The sequence below is a fragment of the Bacillus sp. FSL P4-0290 genome (genome assembly GCF_037975435.1).
Classification (GTDB): domain Bacteria; phylum Bacillota; class Bacilli; order Bacillales; family Bacillaceae; genus Bacillus; species Bacillus subtilis.
Genome location: NZ_CP150253.1, coordinates 841719 through 857980, shown reverse-complemented (window position 1 = coordinate 857980; position 16262 = coordinate 841719). Strand labels below are relative to the sequence as shown.

16 protein-coding genes are annotated in these 16262 nt (G+C 45.6%); 4 read left to right on the top strand and 12 right to left on the bottom strand.

Going from position 1 to position 16262, the window contains the following annotated elements; translation table 11 throughout:
- The first annotated feature begins 2 nt into the window (after positions 1-2).
- The 3 genes from MKY10_RS04360 to MKY10_RS04350 are packed head-to-tail and all read left to right on the top strand — an operon-like array spanning position 3 to position 1731.
- On the top strand, positions 3-770 hold the full coding sequence (locus tag MKY10_RS04360) for a hypothetical protein (RefSeq protein ID WP_015252540.1): 768 nt from the start codon (positions 3-5) through the stop codon (positions 768-770).
- A gap of 23 nt (positions 771-793) precedes the next feature.
- Entirely contained in the window at positions 794-1351 is a 558-nt protein-coding gene (locus tag MKY10_RS04355; RefSeq protein WP_044052593.1) for a YfjD family protein, read from the top strand.
- Positions 1352-1404: 53 nt separating this feature from the next.
- Entirely contained in the window at positions 1405-1731 is a 327-nt protein-coding gene (locus MKY10_RS04350; RefSeq protein ID WP_014663228.1) for a YnfA family protein, read from the top strand.
- Between the two features lie 35 nt (positions 1732-1766).
- On the opposite strand, the gene MKY10_RS04345 is transcribed toward MKY10_RS04350, so the two are convergent.
- From MKY10_RS04345 to MKY10_RS04290, 12 genes are all read right to left on the bottom strand, one after another.
- On the bottom strand, positions 1767-1946 hold the full coding sequence (locus tag MKY10_RS04345) for a small acid-soluble spore protein H (RefSeq protein ID WP_003233621.1): 180 nt from the start codon (positions 1944-1946) through the stop codon (positions 1767-1769).
- A gap of 53 nt (positions 1947-1999) precedes the next feature.
- A complete protein-coding gene (gene acoR / locus MKY10_RS04340) occupies positions 2000-3817 on the bottom strand; it encodes an acetoin dehydrogenase operon transcriptional activator AcoR (protein ID WP_015252542.1) in 1818 nt (605 codons plus the stop codon).
- A gap of 115 nt (positions 3818-3932) precedes the next feature.
- Positions 3933-5309 (bottom strand): acetoin dehydrogenase complex dihydrolipoyl dehydrogenase, encoded by a 1377-nt coding sequence (gene acoL / locus MKY10_RS04335; RefSeq protein WP_015252543.1) that lies wholly within the window; start codon positions 5307-5309, stop codon positions 3933-3935.
- Between the two features lie 20 nt (positions 5310-5329).
- A complete protein-coding gene (gene acoC, locus MKY10_RS04330; protein WP_015252544.1) occupies positions 5330-6526 on the bottom strand; it encodes an acetoin dehydrogenase complex dihydrolipoyllysine-residue acetyltransferase in 1197 nt (398 codons plus the stop codon).
- A 13-nt stretch (positions 6527-6539) separates the two neighbouring features.
- Positions 6540-7568, bottom strand: coding sequence for an acetoin:2,6-dichlorophenolindophenol oxidoreductase subunit beta (gene acoB, locus MKY10_RS04325; protein ID WP_048655254.1), 1029 nt, complete (start codon positions 7566-7568; stop codon positions 6540-6542).
- Between the two features lie 3 nt (positions 7569-7571).
- Positions 7572-8573 carry an acetoin:2,6-dichlorophenolindophenol oxidoreductase subunit alpha gene (gene acoA, locus MKY10_RS04320; protein WP_003242898.1) on the bottom strand — a complete coding sequence of 334 codons (1002 nt, stop codon included), beginning with the start codon at positions 8571-8573 and terminating at the stop codon, positions 7572-7574.
- A 231-nt stretch (positions 8574-8804) separates the two neighbouring features.
- Positions 8805-9494 carry a hypothetical protein gene (locus MKY10_RS04315; RefSeq protein ID WP_015252547.1) on the bottom strand — a complete coding sequence of 230 codons (690 nt, stop codon included), beginning with the start codon at positions 9492-9494 and terminating at the stop codon, positions 8805-8807.
- Between the two features lie 29 nt (positions 9495-9523).
- A complete protein-coding gene (locus tag MKY10_RS04310; protein WP_015252548.1) occupies positions 9524-9976 on the bottom strand; it encodes a DUF6884 domain-containing protein in 453 nt (150 codons plus the stop codon).
- Positions 9977-10152: 176 nt separating this feature from the next.
- The gene (locus MKY10_RS04305) at positions 10153-11130 is read right to left on the bottom strand and encodes a tRNA-dihydrouridine synthase (RefSeq protein WP_015252549.1); all 978 of its coding nucleotides are present in this window, start codon (positions 11128-11130) and stop codon (positions 10153-10155) included.
- Positions 11131-11876: 746 nt separating this feature from the next.
- A complete protein-coding gene (locus MKY10_RS04300; RefSeq protein ID WP_015252550.1) occupies positions 11877-12161 on the bottom strand; it encodes a YfzA family protein in 285 nt (94 codons plus the stop codon).
- 600 nt (positions 12162-12761) lie between these two features.
- Complete coding sequence (gene rlmD, locus MKY10_RS04295; protein ID WP_015252551.1) at positions 12762-14162, bottom strand: 23S rRNA (uracil(1939)-C(5))-methyltransferase RlmD; 1401 nt, start codon at positions 14160-14162, stop codon at positions 12762-12764.
- 113 nt (positions 14163-14275) lie between these two features.
- Positions 14276-15139, bottom strand: coding sequence for a DNA-3-methyladenine glycosylase (locus MKY10_RS04290; protein ID WP_015252552.1), 864 nt, complete (start codon positions 15137-15139; stop codon positions 14276-14278).
- Positions 15140-15256: 117 nt separating this feature from the next.
- Between MKY10_RS04290 and corA the strand changes: the two genes are divergently transcribed.
- Entirely contained in the window at positions 15257-16216 is a 960-nt protein-coding gene (gene corA, locus MKY10_RS04285) for a magnesium/cobalt transporter CorA (protein ID WP_003233650.1), read from the top strand.
- Positions 16217-16262: the final 46 nt, after the last annotated feature.

Below are 16262 nucleotides of genomic sequence, written 5' to 3'. Positions count from 1 at the left end.
CAATGAAGCAGTTTACAATCAGCATAGAAGAACTCTTGTTTTGTTTTTACAGCGAAGGGTTTTTCGAACAGGGAATGGCCTTAAAACAAGCCTATTTTCCCGAAATAGAAGATGAACAGCTCGGCGCCTTATTTGAAGCCGCGTGCCGCTCACTCTTAGCCAAAGATGCGGCGGAATATCGGAATCATCAATATCGGCTAAAGGACGAATACTGTCCGTTTATCCATGTGTTAAACGACGCCGACTATACAGTTAAGCTGTCCAAATTTGATGAACAAGGTAAAGAACAGAATATATCCTGCCATGTTTCAAAGTTTGGTACTTACTCTCATGAATTGCTGTTTGATGAACAGGTGCATAGAATCAAAAAAATGGATTCAACTAATGGATTACTCTCTAAAACATCCGAGTTTTTAAATATAATAGATGCAGAAGATCACAAAGAATCACTGATCTCTCTGACATCAACTGAATTTGAATTGCTTTTGGAGGGCGCTTCAGACACTCCCACACATCTCAAGGAGTTTCTAGATAAGCATGATCACCAAGAGGACGTTACCCGTTTTGTAAATGATCTGGCTTTGCGAAAAGGAAAAATGGATACGCTGATGCGGCTGGTTTATGACAAAGACAACTCCCCGGAAGTGGCTGACATGGCTTTCGTTCTGCCTGGCAGCCATCATACTTGGCTGGTAACAGGTATTACCCAAAATGAATTTTCTATCGTAACAGCAAATAAAGATGTGATAAAAGGAATACTTTTTTGCTAAAGAGCGATAAAGGAGAATAGCAATTGAAAAACAATGAAGTAATTAAGGTCAAAAGCAGACTGTTTTTTAGAATATGGCTGTTCCTCGCTACAGGAGGCGCTTTTATTGCAGGAGTATGGCTGGTGTCTGAAGCTCTTACATTTGAATCTAAGTATGCCCTGCTTTATTTGGGCGGCGGATTAATGGCGATCGTTTATGGATTGATCACATTTTTTATGGCTTTTCCGGCGTTCACAAGCCGGGGAAATGTCATTTTCAGCGTAAAAACAGGGCCTGATGGCGAGATTTTCTCTAGAAAGCGCAGCGTGATGTTTTCTGAGGTAAAACGGATTTATATGGGACGGCATCATTACAGCTTGAAAGGGATCTTTTTTGAAGATATTATCATCGAGAAAACAGACGGAAAAGTCGTTCGCATCCCTACTTGGAACATTATCGCGAATCCATTGTTTTTTGAAGCGGTGGAACGCTATATCCTCCCTCATCTGAATGAAGAGGCGAAAAGCAACTGGATCAGCCAATTTACGGAGATTCAGCGCAGCGCGTATTTAAAGGAATTTGAAAATCATCCAAAGCTTTAACAGCTCTCCTCCTTTATAATGAAAGAGAAAAGCAACTTGAGGAGTGCTCATGAATGCTGGTTACCATTCTTTTATTTCTCGCGGCGGGGCTTGCTGAAATTGGCGGCGGATATCTGGTTTGGCTATGGCTGAGAGAGGCAAAGCCAGCCGGCTACGGGATCGCCGGAGCATTGATCTTGATTGTCTACGGCATTCTTCCGACATTCCAGTCCTTCCCTTCCTTCGGCCGTGTATACGCCGCTTATGGCGGGGTATTCATCGTGCTTGCGGTCCTGTGGGGATGGCTTGTTGACCGGAAAACACCTGATCTGTATGATTGGATCGGCGCATGCATTTGTCTCATCGGTGTCTGTGTTATTTTATTTGCGCCGCGCGGATAACAAAATGGCCTGCTTATGAAGCGGGCCATTTTTGTTTAATCCTCTTTTAAGCTGTTCAGCTGCACTTCATGCTCCTGCTGTGGTTCGTCAAGCGGATAAATTCTTGCTGTTCCGTTTTCTTCATTCACGTGCTGAATGTATATAGGAACGCCGTTATATGTTACTTTTTTCATATCGGGAGATTCTACTATTTCTTTCGCCCTTTGAATATTCATCGTAACACCCTCCTTCAATACATAACGTTTCCATTTCCTGAAGGAAGTATGCTTTATGATTCAGCGGACAAGTTGAATTTTTTCAGGCGTTTGTAGAAAGTGCTTCGGGGAATCCCGCTGATTTTGGCAGCTTGAGAGACGTTTCCTTTTGCAGATTCAAGCGCTTTGATCATCATATCCTTTTGGATTTGCTCACGAAAGGTAAGCACGCCGGCAGCAGCCGGCTTTTTTTCTGCAGAGCTGGCCGGCAATCCAGCGGCTTCCAGTAAAGCGGGAAGCGATTCATCCCTCAGCCGGCCGTCCGGAAATCTGATAGAAAGACGTTCAAACACATTAAACAGCTCACGGATATTCCCCGGCCACTTCCATTGCTTCAGCACATTACAAAAATCAGAAGGAAGTTCGCCTGGCCAATGATTCTTCTGTTTGTAGTACTCAAAGAGATCCGGGATATCCTCGGTGCGATCGCGTAATGGAGGGAGTTCAATTGGATAGACATGAAGACGGTAAAACAAGTCCTCTCTGATTTTTCCGTTTTCGGCAAGCTCGCGTAAATCACAATGTGTGGCGGCAATAACTCTGATATCAACCGGAATTTCTTTCGTCCCGCCGATTGGCGTTATCTTGCGTTCCTGAAGCACCCGTAAAAGTGCAACCTGCATCGAGTGGGAAATTTCTCCGATTTCATCTAAAAACAATGTGCCTTGATTCGCTTTTTGAAAGGCGCCTTTATAGCCATTTCGTTTCGCTCCCGTAAAAGCGCCCTCTGCATATCCGAACAGTTCGCTCTCAATCAAATCAGACGGAATCGCTCCGCAATTGACAGCAACAAACGGACCGTGACGTCTCTCACTGTTCTCATGAAGAGCGCGAGCCGCGACTTCCTTTCCCGTACCAGTTTCGCCCGACAAACAGACCGTTGCATCTGCCGCAGCTGCACGTTCAAGGTTCATCAGCATCGCTTGCGATCGGCCGCTTTTCCCGATCACTCCATTGAATCGGAACACCTTCTTTTTCTTTTGTTCCGAAAGATAAAAACAAGTGCCGCCATCTCCTATGGTGACAGCTTTTTCGATTGAGTAGCCCCGTTCTTTCAACTCATACAGGTGCCGGCCCTGCCAATCAGGCATTGAGGTTCGAATCGGTATGCTCGCACTGATGATGTGCTGCTTGTTATTGCATAGCACCATCGGCACACTGGATGCAGCCCTCTCTCCAAAACGGCTGATCAGCTCGAGCTCTTTCTCACGGCTTTTAGCTGCGAGTTCCCGTTCAGCTGCATAGGCGATCGCAGTGGCAATACCGAGCATATGAGGATGAGCGCCTGCCGCCGGACACGATATGTCAATCACACCCGCAAGGCTGCCATCCTCATGGTGAATCGGAGCGGCTGAACAGTTCCAAAGATGGGAAGCAATGGAGTAATGCTCTGATCCTTGTATCGCAACCGGCTCGCTGATGTGGAGCGCCGTGCCAATCGCATTTGTTCCGACAGCCGTTTCCGTCCAGCATGCCCCTTCGACAAAGTTGATGCGTTTGGCTTCATAGAGCGCGCGGGGATGGCCGTCCAATGCCAGAACAACACCGTCTGAATCAATTAGCAGCGCCATCATTTCCATTTCTTTTATGGCAGGCAGCAGTTTTTCGAGGTAAGGCTTTGCGGTCGTCAAGAAGAATGAATGTTTTTTTGACTGCTGATCCAGCTCCGTTTGCTGTAAAACCCTCGGGCCTTTTTCTAAATAAGGATTGACCTCAGCTTTTTTGCAGCGATGCCATGACTCGGCGATCCGTTTTCTTATTCGGGCTTCGTCAAGCACACCGTCTTTCACAAAACGTTTCCAGGTTTGCAAATCGTTTGGGACCGAATTCATTTCCTTGATCGCTCCTCCCTTACACGCCGTTTTCATCTATTGTAGGGGAAAAATAAAGCGCTTTCAACAATAAAAAAGCAGGCGCCTTATATCCATGCGCCTGCTTTTTCCTTTATTATGCATGTACCGCAAGGCCGATCGTGCTTAACAGCGCCTCATGCAATGTTTCCGATAAAGTCGGATGGGCGGCGATAAAATGCTCCGTCATATCTGCCGTCATCTCACCATTCATGATCGCTGCCGCTTGGCCGATGAGCTCGGTTACATCCGGGCCAATCATCGAGACACCCACGATTTCGCCGAATTCCGGTTCAGCCATGATTTTGACCTTTCCTTCCGCTTGCTGTTTAATGAGCGCCTTGCCGTTTGCGGAAAATGAAAATTCGCCGATCTTCACATCCCCGTATATGCTTCTTGCCTGTCGTTCTGTCATTCCGATACACGCGATTTCTGGGGACGTATAGATGCAGCGCGGCACATGTTTCTCATTGATTTTGACATCCCTTCCGGAAGCATGAGAAGCAGCGATGATGCCCTCATGGAAAGCGGCATGCGCCAGCTGAATGCCCCCTATAGCATCTCCGCACGCGTAAATATGAGGCACGTTCGTCTGCATGTGCCCATTCACCGGAATGCCCTTTGGAGAAAAATCAACTCCGGCCTGTTCCAGCTGTAATCCGTCAAGACGGGGTTTTCTGCCGATCGCCACCAGCACATAATCGGCCTTCGTTTTAAACTCTCGCTGACCGCTTTTCCATATTGCCGTTTTGGCCGTTTGATCCACCCGCTCTAATCTGGATGAAGTATGCACTTCGACACCGTCTTCCTCAAGTTTCTCCTGAAAGAGACGGGCAATATCTTCATCTTCAGCCGGAATCAGCTGGTCCGCTGTTTCAATGATGGTCACCTTCGATCCCAATCTGGCGAACAGCCCTGCATACTCACACCCGATGACACCGCCGCCGACAATGACTAGTGAAGACGGAATCTCGGAAAGAGAAAGCGCGTCTTTGCTGTCGATGATCCATTCGCCGTCAAACGGAGCGAAAGGCAGCTCGATTGGCTCTGATCCGGAGGCAATCAATACTTGGTCCGCCTCTCTGATTTCTTTTCCGTTTTCTCCTTCGATTAAGAGCTTTCTTTCAGAAAGAAAGGAGGCTGTTCCCTTTACAACCTGTATTTGATTTTTCTTCATTAGGTACTGTACGCCTTGGACAAGCTGACTGACAACCTGTTGTTTTCGGCTTTGCATTTTACTCCAATCGACTGATATCGCACCTGCCGGAAGTTCGATTCCAAAGCTGTCGGCATGCTTGATTTTATCAAGAACGTTTGCGCTTTCTAACAAAGACTTTGTCGGGATGCAGCCTTCATTCAGGCAGGTCCCCCCAAGCTGGCCTTTGTCAATGAGCAGCACGTTTCTGCCCTGCTGTGCCGCGGAAACCGCAGCCGCATAGCCTGCAGGTCCGCCGCCGATAATGGCTAATGTCATGTCGTTTTCACCTGCTTTTCCTATAAAATTAATGCTGCGGGTTCTTCCAAATATGTTTTCATCGCCTTCAGGAATGCAGCGGCAGGGGCGCCGTCACACGCTCTGTGATCAAATGTCAGGCTGAGTGGCAGGATCGTGCTTCTGACGATCTCCTCCCCTTGATACACCGGCGTGTCATAGCTTGCTCCGATGCCGAGAATGCCTGTTTCCGGCGGATTTAGTATCGGTGTGAAATGCTCAACTCCAAACGCGCCAAGGTTTGTAATGGAGAAAGTAGATCCTTGCAGTTCTTCGCTTCCCGCACGTCCCTCGCGTGCTTTTTTGGCATTTTCTGAGATAGATTGAGCCAGTTCTATCAGCGATAGCTTTTCAGCATGGCGGATGACAGGCACCACTAAGCCATTTTCCAAGGCTACAGCCATACCAAGGTGCACATGGGGATGTGTGATGATGCGCTCATTTTGATAAAAGCTGTTCAGCACAGGGTGAGCTTGCAGAGCGAGAACGGCGGCTCTTGAGATAAAATGAGTGATCGTCAGTTTTGTGCCGTATCTCTCTTCCGCAGTTGGTGAAAGCTGTTTTTGAAGAGTGGCAAGCTTGGTGATATCAGCTTTCATCGTGATCGTCAGCTGCGCGCTGTTTGCCAGGCTTTCCTGCATTCGGGTAGCGATGACCTTTCTCATGCCTGTCACCGGGATTTCCTGCGCTTTCTGCTCCGACACAGGCTTTGCCTGATCTTTTTTCTGTTCAGCAAGAGCCTTTGTTACGTCATCCTTCACGATTCGTCCGCCTGGTCCAGTTCCTTTCAGTTGTTTTAGGTCTAATCCTGCTTTTTCTGCTATTTTCCTGGCGACTGGAGATATTTTCATTCGATCTTTTTTGGAGGCTGCGGGTTTGTTTTCTTGTTTGACGGGCTGAACGGCTTGCGGCATATTGTCTTCAGCAACAGGCGCGCTCGCCTCTTCCTGCACCGACTCATTGGCGTCCCCGATATAGCAGATCGCTGTGCCGGGCGGAACCTCTTCTCCCTCTTTCACTTTGATATCGATCAGCGTTCCTTTTTCAGGCGCTTCGATCTCCATTTCAATTTTCTCCGATTGAATGCTGGCAATGCTTTCTCCCTTTTCAACCGGGTCGCCTACTTTTTTATTCCATATCGATACTTCCCCTTGTTTCATGGCCATTCCCAATTTTGGCATCACTACTTTTACCGCCATTTGTGTTCCCCCTTTAATTCATTGCCGGCTCGCCAAGCAATTCAAGCGTGACGCTGACAATTTTATCTGGTGTCGGCAAATATTGATCTTCAAGCACTGGTGAAAACGGAACCGGTGTATGCGGCGCTGTAATCCGTTTAATCGGCGCATCAAGCAAATCAAAGCCCTTGTCAGCGACAATCGCAGCAATATCCGTGGCAATGCTGCATCGCGGATTGGCTTCATCAATGATGATCAGCCGGTTTGTTTTTTCTAACGATGTGAAAATCGCATCCTCATCCAGAGGAGACAGACTGCGGGGATCAAGGACCTCGGCTTCGATGCCCCTCTCTGAAAGCTGTGCAGCCGCTTCAAGGGCAGTATTGACCTGCTTGCCGACTGCAAAGAGCGTAACATCATTGCCTTCGCGTTTGATATCCGCTTTTCCGAGGGGAATTGTATAATAATCTTCCGGCACCTCGCCCTTCATGTTGTAGGACGTTTTGTCTTCAAAGAAGAACACCGGATCATTATCTTCTATTGCTGCAAGCAAAAGACCTTTGGCATCATACGGATTGGATGGAACAACTGTCTTCAGTCCAGGGATGCTCGTGAAAAGGCCATACAGCGATTGTGAATGCTGGGCAGCGGCCCGGAACCCTGCTCCGTATGTGGTGCGGACGGTAATCGGCACTTGCGCTTTTCCGCCGAACATATAACGGAATTTCGCCCCTTGGTTGATCACCTGATCAAAGCACGTGCCGATAAAATCGTTAAACATCAGCTCGGCAATCGGTCTCAAACCGGTTGATGCCGCAGCCATAGCCGCCCCCATATAGCCTGCCTCAGAAATCGGAGTGTCCAGCACTCTTGTACGCCCGAATTCCTGTACGAGTCCCTTCGTGACCCCTAATACACCGCCCCATGCTTCATCATCCTGCAAATGATCGACCGCCGCTCCCCCGGCGACATCCTCACCGATCAAAAGCACATCTTCGTCTCTTCTCATCGCAAGCTTCATTGCTTCATTGATCGCGTCTGACATGCTTATGACTCTCGCCATCTCTTACATTCCTCCTTTTTCATATGACACGTACACATCTGTCAGCAGCTCCGAATCTTTTGGATATGGGCTGTCTTCGCTGAACGAGACGGCTTTTTCAATCGATTCGCTGACACGCTGTTCAATGTCTGACAGCTTATTAGCATCTGTTTCTTTTAAAAGGTAGTTTTTAAAACCTTGAATGGCATCCTTTTCTTCAAGGTGCTCAACTCTTTCATCCTTCGTTTTATAGGTTTGGGCATCTCCTTCGAAATGGCCGTAGTTTCTGTAGGTCATACATTCAATCAAAGATGGGCCTCCGCCGTTTCTTGCTCTTTCTATCGCTTCCTCGGCTGCCTGGTAAACTGCTAAAATATCTTTGCCGTCAACTGTAACCCCCGGCATGTTATAAGCAGCCGCCCGATCGGCGATTGAATCACAGGCTGATGCGTACTCAAATGGGGTGGCTTCGCCATAGCCGTTGTTTTCAGCAACAAATACGACAGGAAGGTTCCATACAGCCGCTAAATTCAGCCCTTCGTGGAAGGTGCCTTGGTTATTTGCCCCGTCCCCGAAAAAGCAAACGCTTACATTTTTAGTCTGTTTATATTTAGCCGTGAGCGCTGATCCGCATGCGAGCGTAAAGCCGCCCCCGACGATTCCATTTGCGCCTAACATGCCTTTATCAAGATCCGCAATGTGCATAGAACCGCCCTTGCCTTTGCACAATCCGGTCGCTTTCCCGAAAATTTCCGCCATCATGCCGTCCAAATCACAGCCTTTGGCGATACAATGTCCATGTCCCCTGTGGGTGCTTGTAATGCTGTCGCCATCATGTAAATGAGCGCACACCCCTACAGCCACGGCTTCCTCACCGGCATATAAATGAACGAATCCGGGAAGCACTCCCTGGGCGAACAGTTCATGCACTTTGTCTTCAAAGCCCCTGATCTCCAGCATCTTTTGGTACATCCACAGCGCTTTTTCCTCAGTTAATGACAAGCCTTCTCGTTTTAACAATTTCATTTTGTGCGCCTCCTTCTATTTAGGGTTCACCATTATAAATGCAAGAAGTGTGCCAGTCTTTTGAGCCCGTAAAATCAGTCTTCTCGTCTTCACCTTGGAGACAGTTTGAGACGTGTGTCTCGTTTTGTCTCAAACTGATTCATTTGTCTCGTTTTACAGCATGCAAAAAAAAGACCGGATATCACCCGGCCTTTGACAATGATCGACGTATTTATTTCCTTGGAAATCTTTTTAACTTCCTAGTTCCTCTGCATCGTTTGACTGAATAGCTGCTTTTGAAAGAAAATCAATTGAATATTTGACATATCCGATACCGCCGTCCCCGTCCTTCTGCATACAGTCTATCGTGCCGTTTGAGTATGTATATCCCTTTTCATTAAGCGTTTTTCTGACCGTTTCCGCCATCTTTGCGGCATCTGTTTTTGATAACCCGCTGGCGTCTAACTGAATCGTCATGCTCATAGGCGCTTTTTCAGCCAGCTGTTTGTTCCATTTTGTATCTAACGTGAACTGTCCGTTTTCAATACTCAAAGCAGCATCAGCTTTTATAAGTCGAGGAACCGCTTTTTTCAGATCTGCTTCGATTGCCTTCGTTGCTTCTTCATTTACATGTTTTGATACTGATTCGGTATACGCTTCTTCAATTCCATCGCACGTTACTTTAGGATGCAGAAATCCCTTCGTACACATTGGGTAGCGATGAGATTGGGAGGTTGCTCCGAATACATATTCAGAGGTTTTAGCGTTATATACCCCATTCGTGATCTTGATTTCTTTCTTAGGATAGGTTTGTTTCACATAAGAGACTAGCTTCTGTTCTGCAGCATTTTTCGAAAATGGATCACCGAACCATACATGATAGATATATAGTCCGCATCCGAATAATGCAATGGCAAGCAAGCCAAACACAAGTTTTTTCATGTTCACACTCTTTTCTTCATATGTGCATGCTACAGTTCATGCTTTTCTTCAACAGCCCGGTTCAGCGCTTGGAGCATGTAGCCTATGCCTTTGTATGATGATAGCGGCCAGCTGATATGCTGGTGCTCTCCGATGACGGCGTTTAGAACGCTTCGATATTTTTTTCCGCCAAGCATGACTAGCTCTTCGATATCAGAAAAGCCTTTTTCGTGAAATTGACGGCGCAGCTCGTCCGCTGTCATGATTTCCGGATGACTGGTGCCAAAAGTGACATCGTAATTTCCCGAAACGAGATCATCAGGGCGGAGGAACCCGTGCTTCGCCGACAAAATCACCCACTCATCGAAAAATGCTTTCGCATACCGCTCGCACGCCTGATGAAACGGGCTGAGATAAGCGTCCTCTGCTCTTACCGGCCCGGCATCAGGCTGGACGTCCCAGATTTTTTTCTTGCCGCAGGGGATGATGCATAGTCGTTTCATTTTCCTCTCCCCCTTTATAAGATATCTCCACTAAATATACCATTATTTACTTACAATAAATTAGAGAAAAGACAGGCTGAGTAAAAGCTGCGTACAAAAAAGACCCGGATTTACCGAAAATCCAGGTTTATTTTAGTCAAGAATTGTGTTAGCCTCTTTTGAATCAAGCACTGCTGTTACTCTATCCCATCAAGATACTTTCTCTCAAAGTCGTCGAGCAATGCACGTACTTCATCTGTTGACTTTGTGTTCATGCATTGATTTCTTAATTCACTTGCCCCTCGGAACCCGCGGAGATAAATTTTGAAAAAGCGAGGAAGAGGCTTGTACGGACGGGCTTCTAATGCTGAATATTTATCATGAAGATCCAGATGCAGCCTTAAGAGATCAAGCAATTCCTTGCTGCTATGCTCTTTCGGCTCCTTTTCAAAGGCAAATGGATTTGTAAAAATACCGCGCCCAATCATAATTCCATCAACACCGTATTGTTCAGCAAGTTTTAAGCCAGTTTGGCGGTCAGGGATATCCCCGTTTATTGTTAACAATGTATCTGGTGCCACCTCGTCACGAAGTTTCTTAATCTCCGGGATGAGTTCCCAATGCGCATCTACTTTGCTCATTTCTGCTCTTGTGCGCAGATGAATAGAAAGATTGGCAATATCCTGTTTCAAAATGTGTGTCAGCCACTCGCGCCATTCATCCACATCCGTGTATCCAAGTCTTGTCTTCACGCTTACAGGCAATCCCCCTGCTTTTGCAGCTTGTATTAATTCTGCCGCAACTGCAGGACGGCAAATAAGGCCGCTTCCCTTTCCATTCCCCGCAACATTAGGCACAGGGCAGCCCATATTGATATCTAGTCCTTTAAATCCTAACTCTGCCATGCCAATACTCATTTTACGGAAGTTTTCAGGCTTATCTCCCCATATATGGGCCACAATTGGCTGTTCATCCTCTGTAAAAGTCAAACGGCCGCGCACGCTATCTTTTCCATCCGGGTGGCAATAGCTCTCTGAGTTTGTGAACTCTGTAAAAAATACATCCGGTCTGCCTGCTTCACTTACTACATGCCGGAAAACAACATCTGTCACATCTTCCATTGGTGCCAGTACAAAAAATGGCCGTGGCAATTCACGCCAGAAATTATCTGTCATAATACATTCAAATCCTTTCATTATGGGATACGGCTGAACCTTTATCCCAAATTAAAAACTGACCATGCTTCTTTTTACACTTATCGCATGCGAAAGCATTTCTTATCAATCTATAGTAAATTTTGAACATTTCACGTGGGATGATTATCTACCCTATTTTTTATATTGTGGTTAACTCGCGCTGACCTTCGTCTTTCTTAGTGGCCTTACTTTTGAACTTTTGGATAAAAAGGATTCCAACCTAAATAGAATATCATATGAGTTCTCCATATTACCAACGCAAAATAATTGCCCTGTTATTGAAGATAAGATATTTAACGCTACACCATATCCGTATCTCAATATCATATTTGCGGAAAAACTAATTTCAAGAGATAAACTTCGATTAAGCAAATTGAGTTGGGGGTGGTATAACTGAATACTCAAGAGAATGAAAAAACCTCTACTTAAGCTGCTACCACTTGTGAATCACATGGAGTAAAGAGGATGAGAAGAGAAAATAAACCCTTATTTAAAAGAATTCAAGAACTTCAATCTGAATCATTTGGGATTTGCTCATGATTTAGAAAATAACCAACGCAGCAAGTGGCAACCTACTATATATTTGTATAGGGTTATAATTCGGTAATCCTGATCCAGAACCATAAAATAGACTGCTGACTAAGTGTCGCAGTCTTCACTCATAAGATAATTAAGAAAGTGTACATTTTCTTTCATCATTAAATAAGGCATCAGAAGTTATTGCTTTAATTTCGAATATCCTTTGTTACCCCTGTAATTATTTGTATAATAGTGAAAACTCCCAAGAAAACAGTAATAATATTAAACCATGGATTATCATAGAATGAAAGATATGTTTGAAAGAAATCTAGTTCAACTATGTTTGCTGGGAATCCATTCATTTCTCTATACTTAGGACCCCATCCCGTTAATTCTACAAAATTAAAATAAAGCTGAGATACTAAAAATGCCAAAAATGTTTGAAACCAACTTCTTTTATATAACGGTCGTTTTTTATATACTTTATCCATTTAGTTATCCATTTCCTTCTCTGCAATACTTTTTAGCCAAGTGTCAATCTAAATTATTATGAAGCATGATTGTCGCAAGGATATAACCATTGTAGGTATTACTGTAATAGTTGTTATCGTCGGCACTATTATTTAATTGTTGTAGTGCTCATACGTTATTCATTTTAAAATGGGGTTGGCCATCATTTTCACCTCTTTCGTTTATTACAATGTTTCAACTTTTTACATCGAATGACTCTTGAAATGATATACGCCATACCTTTCCTTATATTCCTATCATCAATATTTCACACGTAATAACTGCAAGTCAATATATAATTTTACAAATTATGAAAAAAATATCTATGATTTCACATCATTCTTCTCATGTATTTTAATCATACTGGAAGGAAACTTTCCCGGTTAAATAACGCTTTTTTTCACCCGCTTTTCAACACGTTTTTTCAACTCTTTTCGCCAGTTAAAATAAAGATCTCCGAGAATGAGAAGGAAGATAAAATTGAGAACAGACAGTCAGGACAAGGGCTGCACATGAAAAAGACCCGGAAATCGGAATTGTTTATTTTACCGAAATCCAGGTCTTATTAGGTATTGTTTATTTTAGTTAGACGATTTCAATACAAGTCTCGCCACTGCTTCAACATGCGCCGTCTGCGGAAACATATCGACAGGCTGAATATAGTCCACGCGATAGTCCTTCGACAGCGTCTGCAAATCCTTCGCAAGCGTGGATGGATTGCAGGAAACGTAGACAAAGCGTTTCGGTTTGACTTTTTTGATCGTGTCCAGGAACGTGCTGTCACAGCCCGTTCTTGGCGGGTCTACAATGACGACGTCCGGGCGGAAGCCTTCTTTCGTCCATTTCGGGAGCCAGTGCTCGGCTGTTCCTGTTACGTATGTGGCATTTGCCATGCCGTGTTTTTTGGCGTTTTTCTTAGCATCGTCAATTGATTCCTTGATGACGTCCATGCCGCGGACTTCCTTCGCTCCGTCCGCCACCCACATGCCGATAGTGCCGACGCCGCAATACGCATCAACGACTTTTTCTTTTCCGGTCAGCTGCGCCGCTTTTTTCACTTCATCATACAGCTTGACGGTCTGTTCCGGATTGAGCTGGAAGAAAGCGCGGGCGCTCAATTCAAAAGATACGTCGCCGAGCACTTCTTGAATCACTGTTTTTCCGGCGAGCGGTTTTGTTTTCTCACCGAAAATCACTGAAGTTTTCGCCCCGTTTACATTCTGAATAATGGATTTGACCTCTGGCAATCGCTTTTGAATCGCTTTGACGATTTCTTCCTTGTGCGGAAGCGTTTCTTTTGCGGTTACAAGCACGACCTGCACTTCGCCTGTTTCAAAGCCGACTCTCGTCACGATCGTGCGAACGTCACCTTTTCGTTTTCTTTCATTATAAACAGACACATTGAAGTCCTCTAAAATGCGGCGGACGATGCCTGTTGTTTTGTTCGTTGCCGGATGCTGAACGATACAGTCTTTAATCGGCACGATGTCATGAGAATCAAGGCCGTATAAGCCGGCGATGATGCTGCCGCTTTGCGAGCGCCCGATCTGGAATTGGCTTTTATTGCGGTAATTCCACGGGTTGTCCATGCCAATCGTTTCTTTGATTTCCATGTTTTCAACTTTAAACTTCGTATGGCGTTCAAGAGACTGAATGACGATATCGCGTTTTTCCCGAAGCTGCTGGCTGTATGCAAGGTGCTGAAGCTGACATCCGCCGCATTGTTCATAAACAGGGCAAGGCGGTGCCACCCGGTGCTCAGATGCCTTGCGGATTTTCTTAATGCGGCCCTCCGAAAACTTCGGCTGGACCTTTGTGGCCTGCACAACAACTTCTTCGCCAGGAAGCGCGCCGGGCACGAAGACGACTTTTTTCTTAAAATAGCCGACACCTTCTCCGTTAATGCCGAGACGCTTAATCGTCAGCGGAAAGGTTTGTCCGACCTTCAGTTCGACGGGCGCCTGTTTCTTTTGTTGGTTCACGTTGTTCTCTCCGTTTCTATATGAAGCTTTCTGCGGATGGCAGAAAGTGAAATGGTTTTTTCACATCTTTCTAGTATAACACGTTTGCAGGATTTCCTTCATTGTCAGACGAATTATTCTATACTCCTCCACAAATACAAAGACGCATAGCTTAAATAAGGCTCCCACTCCTTGCTCATCGCCAGCATGACATCCTTTGCCGGCTTATCGTCCAGCTGAAAATGGCGTTTGATGGCATTCTGGAGGCCGATATCGGCAAGCGGGAATAAATTGGGACGGCCAAGTCCGAACATGAGGATATTTTGCACGGTCCACGGGCCGATACCCCTGATTTTGATCAGTTTCTTCATAATGTCTTCATCCGCCATATGCGGCAGCTCTGACAAGCTGAGTGTGCCTTCTGCGATCATCCTTGATGTATCAATGGTGTATTCCGCTTTTCTCATGCTGAATTGCAGATCACGCAGATCCTGATAATCGAGTTCTGCAATCGTTTCCGGCTTTGGGTAGCACCACACGCCATCCTTCTGCTCACCAAACGCATGAACAAACCGTTCTGTTAGCGTGTAAGCGAAGGAAAGATTGAGCTGCTGGTGGATAATGCATTTCATCATGCAGTTGTACACGCTGTAGTCCAGAACAAGCGGAGTCCCTGCATGCTCTTCAAAAATGGCGGACAGGCTCGTTTTTGAAAAATGATCCAGAACGTGCTGCAAATGATTTTCCCATTGAAAAATCCGCTTGATTTCCTTCATCATTTCTCCCTGATCCGTTTCCCCGCTGACGAGGAACTCAGGCTCGCCCGCATGGCCTAACGCCTGTACCTTTACAATACATACGTCCCCCGCTTGATTTCTGATTGGCACACGGACTTCCCTCGCCTCTCGATCAACAGCATTGAGGGGGTCTAAAGACAGCCTGTCCAGCACGCGGTCAAAATGATACGGAGGCGTGACAGATACTTTTTCCTTCCACATGAGATCCACCCTTTTTCCGTTTTTGTTCAGTATAACATGCCGCTTGAATTAGGCAGAGAGTACCGTATACTTTTCTCATAAAGACCGCATGATATAATGGCAGGTGGAGGGTTGTTTATGATCAACATTACCGCAATCACAACAGAGCATCAGCTGCTGAAAAATATACCAATCGAACGAGTGGAACAGCCTGATATTGCATGGTACTGGGTTGATTTTTACGGCCCGGAGGATACGGAAACGGCGTTATTGAGAGATTTTTTTCATTTTCACCCGCTTGCCATTGAGGATTGCTTCCAGCATATGCAGCGGCCGAAGCTTGACCATTATGACGGCTATCGTTTTTACGTGATTCATGCGCTGAATAAGGAAACACTTGAGACGGAGGAAGTCGATATCTTTCAAGGCGAAAAATTTGTCGTCACCTTTCATTTACACGAAACGCCCGGTATCGCTAAAGTCCGGGAGCGTTTGTATGCTTCACCGGACATATTGAAAAAAGGGCCCGGGCATATTTCTTATATGATCATGGATCAGCTTGTTGATGAATATTTTCCTCTCGTGTATAAAATCGAAGACCGGCTGAATGAAATTGAAGAAAGCCGTCCCCACAAAACGTATGGAACGCTGATGAATGAGGTGTTTGATCTCAGAACAGACCTATTGCATTTGAGACGGACGATTATCCCGATGCGTGATTTGCTCTATCGGATTTTAAGCCTTGACCATGTGAAAGAGCAGCGGGAAACGAAAGCCTACTTCAGTGACATATACGATCATTTGTTAAAGTTGTCTGAAATTGTGGAATCCAACCGGGACATGACGTCCGATTTGCGTGACAGCTACGTGACGCTAAACTCAAACCGGATGAATGCGATTATGATGACACTGACGATCGTATCAACCATTTTCATCCCGCTCACCTTTATTGCCGGTGTATACGGTATGAATTTCGACTTCATGCCGGAGCTGCATTGGAAATACGGATATTTTGCTGTACTTGGCCTGATGGCTGCGCTTGTAATCGGGATGCTGATTTGGTTTGTACATAAAGGATGGTTCAATATTTTTAAATGAGGGCAGCGGGAAGCTGTTCTTTTTTGTTGTAAGCCGATTGCTATGC

Excerpts from the sequence above, each read along its gene's own strand:
- MKY10_RS04345 (WP_003233621.1), bottom strand. The coding sequence starts at position 1,946 with ATGAATATTCAAAGGGCGAAAGAAATAGTAGAATCTCCCGATATGAAA.
- MKY10_RS04315 (WP_015252547.1), bottom strand. The coding sequence starts at position 9,494 with ATGAAAAAACTTGTGTTTGGCTTGCTTGCCATTGCATTATTCGGATGC.
- MKY10_RS04310 (WP_015252548.1), bottom strand. The coding sequence starts at position 9,976 with ATGAAACGACTATGCATCATCCCCTGCGGCAAGAAAAAAATCTGGGAC.
- MKY10_RS04300 (WP_015252550.1), bottom strand. The coding sequence starts at position 12,161 with ATGGATAAAGTATATAAAAAACGACCGTTATATAAAAGAAGTTGGTTT.
- acoR (WP_015252542.1), bottom strand. The coding sequence starts at position 3,817 with ATGAATTCGGTCCCAAACGATTTGCAAACCTGGAAACGTTTTGTGAAA.
- MKY10_RS04360 (WP_015252540.1), top strand. The coding sequence starts at position 3 with ATGAAGCAGTTTACAATCAGCATAGAAGAACTCTTGTTTTGTTTTTAC.
- MKY10_RS04350 (WP_014663228.1), top strand. The coding sequence starts at position 1,405 with ATGCTGGTTACCATTCTTTTATTTCTCGCGGCGGGGCTTGCTGAAATT.
- MKY10_RS04290 (WP_015252552.1), bottom strand. The coding sequence starts at position 15,139 with ATGTGGAAGGAAAAAGTATCTGTCACGCCTCCGTATCATTTTGACCGC.
- acoL (WP_015252543.1), bottom strand. The coding sequence starts at position 5,309 with ATGACATTAGCCATTATCGGCGGCGGACCTGCAGGCTATGCGGCTGCG.
- acoB (WP_048655254.1), bottom strand. The coding sequence starts at position 7,568 with ATGGCGAGAGTCATAAGCATGTCAGACGCGATCAATGAAGCAATGAAG.
- acoC (WP_015252544.1), bottom strand. The coding sequence starts at position 6,526 with ATGGCGGTAAAAGTAGTGATGCCAAAATTGGGAATGGCCATGAAACAA.
- acoA (WP_003242898.1), bottom strand. The coding sequence starts at position 8,573 with ATGAAATTGTTAAAACGAGAAGGCTTGTCATTAACTGAGGAAAAAGCG.
- MKY10_RS04305 (WP_015252549.1), bottom strand. The coding sequence starts at position 11,130 with ATGACAGATAATTTCTGGCGTGAATTGCCACGGCCATTTTTTGTACTG.
- corA (WP_003233650.1), top strand. The coding sequence starts at position 15,257 with ATGATCAACATTACCGCAATCACAACAGAGCATCAGCTGCTGAAAAAT.